Genomic DNA, 7,147 nt, shown 5'->3' on the forward strand with positions numbered 1-7,147 from the left:
TTTTTAATATATTAAAAATATAATTGAGTTATCAAATTAAGTGTGGTGATCAGCAAGAGATGTATTTACTAATTATAAACAAAATTATTAAATTATAAGGGGGTAAGTTCAATTAAAACAATAAATAATCATAAAAATATTTATATATATATATTATTAATTATTATTTGTGGGGCAGCTCTCTATTTGCCAGCTACTTTCTATAGAGATTTGCACTGGGAAGAAGAAATGAAATATGTTGAAGTTGCTAAGGAAATGTATGATACTGGAAACTGGCTGGTTCCACATTTAGGGGGGGAGTTTTATTCTCATAAACCTCCATTTTATTTTTACTTTTTAAATTTTAGCCGACTTATGGCCGGGGGTTATTCTGTAACCGCAATGGTTATGATGAGTTTAATTCCGGGTATTTTAATTGCAATAGTCACTTTCTTCTGGGGAAGCCTGAATTTTAATAAGAAATATGGATTTTTGTCGGCTTTGATTTTAATGATTACTTTTTACTTTTTTGCTCTTTCAATAACAGTTCGAATGGATCATTTAATGGGATTTTTCATTATTTCTGCTTTATTTTCTTTTTATCTCGGTTATTCTTCAGAATCAAAAAGAAAAGATAGATTCTATTATTTGGTTTACTTATTTATGGGCCTGGCAACATGGATTAAGGGACCGGCTGGTTTTTTAATTCCTTTAGTTGTTATTCCTGCCTTTTTGTTAATTCAAAAAGATCTGGCGGAATTTAAAAATTTAAAATTAAAAAAAGGCATCTTAATTTTTGTAGGTGTAATTTTATTATGGCTTGTACCCGCTTTAATTAGAGGGGGAAAAGAATATGCATATCAATTATTAGTTGTCCAAACTTTTGGTAGAACTGTTAATTCCTTTGCTCACCAGAAAGCATTTTATTATTATTTAACAACTTTTTCTTTTACCTTTTTACCGTGGTCTTTCTTTCTTTATTCAGCTTTTATTTACTGTTTTAAGAATAGGGGAAGGTTACCTCAATTTATAAAGTTTTTACTTAGCTGGTTTGCTGTTACTTTTATTTTATTTTCTTTAATAAGTGGAAAGCTTGACATATATCTTTTACCAATCTATCCAGCTGGAGCTCTTTTGGTTGCTTATTTATTTAAAGAGATTTCAAATCGACGAGCATCCAAATATTATATTATAATTCCAGCATTGATTACTTTTGCATTTTTCACCATCGGAAGTTTTTTTATACCCCAGGAAACACAGGGAATAGCTTTAAAAAGTCTTTTGATGCCAACAATTATAAGCTGGATTCTGGGAGGAATAGTCGGGATAATTCTACTATTTAAAAAGAAATATAGTTATATTTCGTATCTCGTTATTATTATATTTGCAGTTTTTTTACTCAACTTTTCTTTTTCAGTAGCTCAACCTTTCAGTCAGACTTATACTCTTAAAGAGACAGCTAAAGAAATGCAGCAGTTAAAAACTAGAGGAATTAATAATATTGCTACTTATAAATATGATGGTGATTCCGATTCTCTTGGTATTTATCTTGACTTTTGGCCGGAAGTGATTAAGGACCGGGTTGGCTTTCTAAATTATCTTAAGCAGGATAAATTTGCAGTTATGATGGAACTTGACGATTGGCAGCGAATCAGGGGCGATTTGAATCAAAATATAAAAAACAAATTTGAAGTATCACAATTTAATCAAAGTTATATAATTATTACTAATTATAGTAACTGATTTAACTTTAAAAACGTATATAAATTAAGGGTGGTGGAAAATGCAGAATTATAAATATGATTTTTCAATAGTGGTACCCATTTATAATGAAATCAAAAATTTATCTCCTCTAACAGATAGTATAATTAATGAATTAAATGAACAAGAATATAATTATCAAATAATTTATGTAGATGATGGAAGTCAGGATGGCAGCAGTCAAAAAATAGATTTGCTGCAGGAAAAAATAAATAGACTTTCAGCAATACATTTTACTAAAAATAATGGTCAGACTGCTGCTTTCTTAGCTGGTTTTAAAGAAGCGGAAGGAGAATATATAATTACTTTAGATGCAGATCTCCAGGTCAGTCCTGCTGATATACCTAAACTGATTCCCTTTTTAAATGATTATGATATGGTAATCGGGATGCGGACCAACCGGAATGATGGTTTGATTAAAAAAATTTCTTCAGTGGTTGGTAATGGGGTTCGGAACTTTATTACCGGTGAAAAGATTACTGATACAGGTTGCCCACTAAAAGTTTTTAAAAATGAGATTCATAAAGAATTTTATCCTTTTAAAGGTATGCACAGATTTTATCCTACTTTAGCCAGAATTAATGGATATGAAGTAAAACAGGTTCCGGTTAACCATTATCCCCGAAAATATGGTCAGTCTAAATATGGGATTAATAACAGAATGTGGAGAGGATTATTTGATACACTAGTTATGCGGTGGATGAAGAAAAGAATTATTAATTATAATATAAAGAGGGATTAATCTATGATATGGATAATAATTGGATTTGTTGGTCAGGCGATGTTTACCTTACGTTTTATTATTCAATGGATTGCTTCAGAAAAAGCAAAAAAAAGTATAGTTCCAAATGCTTTCTGGTATTTTAGTATTGCAGGAAGTCTTACTTTGTTAGTTTATGCAATTCATCGGCGAGATCCAGTTTTTATTGTGGGACAGTCAACCGGTTCTTTTATTTATCTACGAAATTTATATTTAATTAAAAAGAACAGAAAGAGCACAAGTAATCAGTGATTTAAAGTTATTTTACATATTTATTTAAAGAGGTGCTGATAAATGAGAATTTTAGTTGTAGAAGATGAAAAGGATTTATCAGATGTAATTAAAAAAGGGCTTGAGGAAGAAGGCTTTGTTGTTGATACAGTAAGTGATGGCCAGCAGGCTGTTAATTTTGCCTGGGATTATGAATACGATATAATAATATTAGATTTAATGCTACCAGTTAAAAATGGAATGGAAGCTTTAAAAGAAATCAGAGAGTACGGTATTAATACAGCGATCTTAATATTAACAGCAAAGGATATGGTAGAAGATAAGATAAAGGGATTAAACAGCGGTGCAGATGATTATCTAACCAAACCTTTTGCTTTTGGTGAGCTGGTTGCAAGAGTTAGAGCATTACTTAGAAGAGGTATTGAAGAGAATAATAATCAACTTATGACCGGAGATCTTGTAATTGATACGGTAAACCATAAAGTCTTACGCGGAGGAATTGAAATACCTTTAACAGTTAAGGAATATGCTGTTCTGGAATATCTGACGAGGAACAGAGGCCAGGTACTGTCTCGAACCCAGATAGAAGAACATGTCTGGGATTATCGATATGGAAATACATCTAACATTGTTGATGTATATATACGTTATTTGAGACAAAAAATTGATAATGATTTCGAGCCAAAATTAATTGAAACGGTTCATGGTAGAGGCTATAGGATAAAGGTAATTGAAAATGAAACTTAGATTAAAAATAAAGACAAGATTAACTTTATGGTATATAATTATTTTAACAATGACTTTAATTGCCTTTAGCAGTTTTATATTTTTAAATGTAGAACAATATATATATAACCAGGTAGAAATTAGGCTAAAAAATCAGGGAGAGCAAATCATTAGAGAAATTGAGAATAATGATCTTAGAGAGGAAAACATCGAAATCAGTCCAATCATTAATGAAGTAAAAGAAAATGCTGATAAAGATTATTTAATAGCTTATTATGCTGCGAATAAGAATTTGGTATTAACCAATAAACAAAACTATATTTTACCAGACAAATTGAAGACTGATAATATTTTTTCTGTCATTAAATTAGAAAATGATAATATTGATGAAGATTGGGCGTTAATAACTTTACCGATAAGCAGTCAAAGTACTTCGGGCTGGATTAGGGTAGCAGAACGGCTGGATTCGGAAGAAAAAATATTAGATAAATTAATATTAATTTCAATACTGGGTATATCAATTTTTTTAATAGCAGCTATTACTGGCGGCTACTTTTTGGCTGGGAAGGCTCTTTCCCCAATAGAGAAAATTAATACTACTGCCAGAGAAATAAGTTCCAGTAGTTTGGGGCAAAGAATTGAAGAAAAAAATACTGACGATGAAGTGGGCAGTCTGATTGTAACTTTAAATCAGCTTTTTGCAAGGCTGGAGAAGGCCTTTGAAAGAGAAAAACAGTTTACTTCAGATGCTTCTCATGAACTAAGGACTCCAATAACTGTAATCAGAGCTCAATCGGAAAAGATTCTGAGAAGAAATGATTTAAAAGAAGAATGTGAAGAAACCCTGAAAATCATAAAAAAGCAGTCTGATTATATGGGGCATTTAATTGAACAGCTCTTACTGCTTGCAAGAAGTGATAGTGGAAAGCAGATTATTGAAAAAGAAGAGTTTGATATTAATGAATTAGTGAAAATTGTGGCGGGAGAGTTTAGCGCAGTTGCTGAAAATAAAAATATAAAAATAATTACTGAACAGTCGAGCGAAAGCATAAGTGTTTTAGCAGATCAAAGTATGATTATTCAACTACTTCTTAACTTAATTGATAATGCTATTAAATATACACCAAAAGGTGGAGAAGTTAAGATAATTACTGAAAAAAATGATGGAAATTTAATAATTAAAATTAAAGATACCGGTAGGGGTATTCCTGAAGAAGATCAAGATAATATATTTGAGAGATTTTATCGGGTTGATAAGTCACGGTCTCGTAAAAAGGGGGGCACTGGTCTGGGGCTTGCTATTTGTGAATGGATAGTGGAGTCTCACGAAGGAAGTATTAATTTTGAGAGTAGTGCTGGTATAGGAACAACCTTTATAATTAAGCTCCCTGTAGTTTAAAAATTTATATTATTTTGCTACCTGGACTTTAAAAATAAGCTTTTTATTTGTTTTCAATAAGCTATATATCTATCTTCAGAATGAATATAATTCTTCATGAAATTAAATTTATTAAAGAGGGGATTTCGCTATGAGTAATTATTATAATTATCTAATATCATTAATTCAAAATTTCTCTATTTTTGGTTATCTATTAATAGCTATTCTGGCTTTTTTTGAATCTTTTGCTTTTATAGGTTTAATAGTACCGGGAAGTATAGCTGTTATTATTGGAGGATTTTTAGCAGCTCACGGCAGTTTGAATATTATCATTTTATATCTTTTAGTCTTTCTGGCTGCTGTTTTGGGAGATAATTATAGTTTTCGTTTAGGAAGAAATAAAAAAGTCCCCTTTAATCAGGATGGTAAAATATTTAATCAGGAACTTTTTATAAAAGGCCGAAAGTTTTTTGAACATTATGGAGCTAAAAGTGTTTTTCTGGGGCGATTCGTTGGCTGGGTAAGACCTATTATCCCATTTATAGCCGGTTTTTTTGAGCTAGATGCTAAAGTTTTTTTGCTGTGGAATATTTTAAGCAGCATATTATGGGCAGCATCTCATATTGCTCTTGGCTACTTTTTTGGTAGAACCTGGCAGCTTGTTGCCCTCTGGTCTACAAGGTTTACAATTTTCTTTACAGGATTAATTGTTTTTGTGATTTTAATATATTTACTCAAACATTTTGCTTTGAGTAGAGGAAAGGAACTTTTAACTTTACTTGTTTCAATAGGTGAATCGATAAAAAGGGCTGTGATCGAAAATAAAGAAGTAATAGAATTTGTTGAGCAGCATAAGGCATTCTTTTCATTTCTAAGAAAAAGATTTGATAGGAATAATTTTTTTGGTCTTCCAGTTACTCTTTTTGTTTTGTCTTTAATCTATGTAATGGCTCTTTTAGGAGGTATTATTGAAGATTTTCTAACTACTGATTTAATTATTAGTGTGGATCATAGAATAGCAAATCTTTTGACGATTTTTAGAAATGAAACTCTTACAGATATATTTTTCTGGATTACTTTTCTCGGGAAATGGCAGGTTATATTAGTTTTTACATTTAGTATAATTTTAATTTTATGGCTCTGGAATAAAAAATCATATATAATTCCAATCCTGATTAGCATTACAGGTAGTGTGTTATTTACCTATATCGGTAAATTACTTTTTCATAGACCAAGGCCGGTTGTTGCAATTTATCAAGAAAGTTCTTTTTCTTTTCCCAGTGGTCATGCTACAATTTCAGTTGCGTTTTATGGTTTTTTAACTTATTTTTTAGTGAAGGAAATTTCTAGCTGGAAAAATAAGATAAATATATTTTTTACAGGTTTGATATTAATTATAGCTATTGGTTTCAGTAGACTTTATCTGGGTGTACACTTTTTAAGTGATGTCTGGGCTGGATATTTAGTTGGAGCTCTGTGGTTGATTATAGCAATAAGTATTTCAGAATATTTAACTCTTAATCAAAAAAATATTTTCCATAAATTTAAAGATGTAGAATTGTCCGGACTGGTAAAACAAATAATTTCAGTTATAATAATAATTTTAGCAGTTGGCTCATATACATTTTTTTCCTTAGAATATCAAATTCCATATAGAACAACTCCCCCACAGAAGCCACTAATTGTTAGTAAAGCTCTCAATGTTTTTGAAGGCAGTAGGCTTAAATATACAGAGTCGCTTTTAGGAGAAAAAGGAGAACCGATAAGTTTTATTATCGTGGCTAATAATGAAAAACAATTAATCAGAACTTTTCAAAGTGCTGGCTGGAATACAGCCGATGAAATCAACATATATACTTTATATAAAGCTGCAAAAGCGGCTTTATTAAAAAAACCATATCCCAGTGCACCGGTTACACCTGATTTCTGGAATTCAAAGGTTAATGATCTTGCTTTTGAAAAACCAGATTCTAGTGATAATATTAGAGTTCGTCATCATGCTCGATTCTGGGAGACTAATTTTATAACCAATGATGGAGAGAAAATATATGTAGGTACGGCAAGTTTTGATAGTGGAATTAAGTGGGGTATAACTCATAAGATTGATCCTGATATTGATAGTGAGAGGGAATATCTTTTTGATGATTTAGAGACTACTTCTCTGATCAAATCTGCAGAAAAATATCAATTTGTCGCGCCTAAACTGGGAAGTAATTTTGTAGGAGATCCTTTTTTCACGGATGGCAAAGCATATATATTGGTAGTTGAATAAATAGAGTTCAGTTAAAATATTTAATTAACTCAAAGTTTTA

At 30.9% G+C, this 7,147-nt stretch carries 6 protein-coding genes; all 6 read left to right on the plus strand.

Annotated elements, in window-relative coordinates; all coding sequences use genetic code 11:
- The first annotated feature begins 150 nt into the window (after positions 1-150).
- The 6 genes from CI949_RS14410 (at position 151) to CI949_RS14435 (ending at position 7,107) form a co-directional block, all read left to right on the plus strand.
- Positions 151-1,722, plus strand: coding sequence for a glycosyltransferase family 39 protein (locus tag CI949_RS14410; protein WP_255417000.1), 1,572 nt, complete (start codon positions 151-153; stop codon positions 1,720-1,722).
- A 40-nt stretch (positions 1,723-1,762) separates the two neighbouring features.
- Positions 1,763-2,482, plus strand: a complete 720-nt coding sequence (locus CI949_RS14415; protein WP_108138257.1) for a glycosyltransferase family 2 protein — start codon at positions 1,763-1,765, stop codon at positions 2,480-2,482.
- 3 nt (positions 2,483-2,485) lie between these two features.
- Entirely contained in the window at positions 2,486-2,752 is a 267-nt protein-coding gene (locus CI949_RS14420) for a lipid-A-disaccharide synthase N-terminal domain-containing protein (protein WP_076545770.1), read from the plus strand.
- 42 nt (positions 2,753-2,794) lie between these two features.
- On the plus strand, positions 2,795-3,478 hold the full coding sequence (locus tag CI949_RS14425; RefSeq protein WP_076545771.1) for a response regulator transcription factor: 684 nt from the start codon (positions 2,795-2,797) through the stop codon (positions 3,476-3,478).
- Positions 3,468-4,856, plus strand: coding sequence for a cell wall metabolism sensor histidine kinase WalK (locus CI949_RS14430; protein WP_147270166.1), 1,389 nt, complete (start codon positions 3,468-3,470; stop codon positions 4,854-4,856). The genes CI949_RS14425 and CI949_RS14430 overlap by 11 nt, the downstream gene beginning before the upstream one ends.
- A 130-nt stretch (positions 4,857-4,986) precedes the next feature.
- The gene (locus tag CI949_RS14435; RefSeq protein WP_290767550.1) at positions 4,987-7,107 is read left to right on the plus strand and encodes an LssY C-terminal domain-containing protein; all 2,121 of its coding nucleotides are present in this window, start codon (positions 4,987-4,989) and stop codon (positions 7,105-7,107) included.
- The last annotated feature ends 40 nt before the right edge of the window (positions 7,108-7,147 follow it).

It is taken from the genome of Halanaerobium sp., assembly GCF_003070835.1.